Source organism: Rhodovulum strictum, assembly GCF_009649175.1.
Taxonomy (GTDB): domain Bacteria; phylum Pseudomonadota; class Alphaproteobacteria; order Rhodobacterales; family Rhodobacteraceae; genus Rhodovulum; species Rhodovulum strictum.
This window is the reverse complement of the sequence record NZ_WJPO01000075.1, coordinates 1-1,228: the sequence shown is the minus strand read 5'-3', so window position 1 is coordinate 1,228 and position 1,228 is coordinate 1. Positions and strand designations below refer to the sequence as shown.

The window sequence follows — 1,228 nt, the reverse complement described above, 5'->3', positions numbered from 1 at the left end:
GGGCCCTCAGGACGCCCTCGACCCGCCCGAAAGCAGCACCTTGGCTCCAATGTCAGCCGGCCGGTGAATATCGCGGGTTGAAAAGATAGTTATTCGACGTATCCCCCAATTTGTTGAAGAGAAAAGGCTCGTATTCATCATCAGTAATCACTCCGGACACCCAGAAGAAGCAATCTTCTGTCGGCGGTTGCGGCGGACAATTTTGCATGATCAAGCCCGGACGTGCGCTGGCCAGGAATGAATTTTCTTCAGCCGACCATTCCTTTGCCGTCCTGTGCGGAATCATGACCGGATTGGCATTGTTGTTGGTGATCTGACGGCAGATCCCATGCGCCATCACCGCCTTCGTTTCTCCCGATGCGATCTGCGTCATTTCGCTCTTGGTGGATGGAAGGATTTCATTCGCGGTGGCTGGCATCGCACAGCAAGCCGCACCAAGAACAGCAAAGATAAACTTATTCATGACCTTCCACACCTCCTGAAACCGAAACTCCACGCATCATATGCGAATCGCCTGAAAGTGGAAAACAGTGATTTCCCCAATCTGGCTCAAGGCTGTGGATTGCTGTTAATTGCAAACTGCGATTTTCATCATGCTGCAAAATAAGGCCCGCGATTGCAGAATCGCGGCCAGGAACTTCTGCGCGATATCCGTCATCAAGAGCCGGTCGCGATTCTTGCTGAACACCGTCGAGACCCATACAGCGTCATCGAACCCCAGTCCCACGAACCAACGGAACAACAGGTTATACTGAATCTGCTCCATCAGCTGTCGTTCGGAGCGGACCGCGAACAAGATCTGGATCAGGCTGGCGCGGAGGAGACACGCGGGCGCAATGGAGGGACGGCCGTCAGCGGCGTAAAGCTGGTCGAAATCTGCGTCCATGCTGGCCAGCGCGTCATTCACGACCCAGCGGATCTTGCGGAGCGGCTGACGGTCGGGGATGCGCTCCCCAAGGTCGACGTAGCTGAAGAGCGACCCGCTCGCCTCGTCTGTTCCGCGCATTCCGAGATCCCCTCGTGCTTCCCGGAAGGGTGAATCACGTTCTGGATCCGGCGTCAGAAGCGGGGTTTTTTAGCACGTGCTAGATGCACGGGACGCCGATCGGCGTCCTGTGCATCTAGGGTCAGGACCCATTGATATACTTGAGGCTGTCCGGCCTGCGTGATTCAAGCTCCCGAACTGACGGGGGTGGAGATGAGCAACCTTTTCTGGCTGACCGACGCG

1 protein-coding gene and 1 pseudogene are annotated in these 1,228 nt (G+C 56.2%); both read right to left on the bottom strand.

Translation table 11 applies throughout. From position 1 onward, the window contains the following. Positions 1 to 52: 52 nt before the first annotated feature. Complete coding sequence (locus tag GH815_RS18670) at positions 53 to 463, bottom strand: hypothetical protein (RefSeq protein WP_153750227.1); 411 nt, start codon at positions 461 to 463, stop codon at positions 53 to 55. A 156-nt stretch (positions 464 to 619) separates the two neighbouring features. After that, positions 620 to 1,006, bottom strand: a pseudogene (locus GH815_RS18665) (transposase); the annotation flags it as partial. Positions 1,007 to 1,228: the final 222 nt, after the last annotated feature.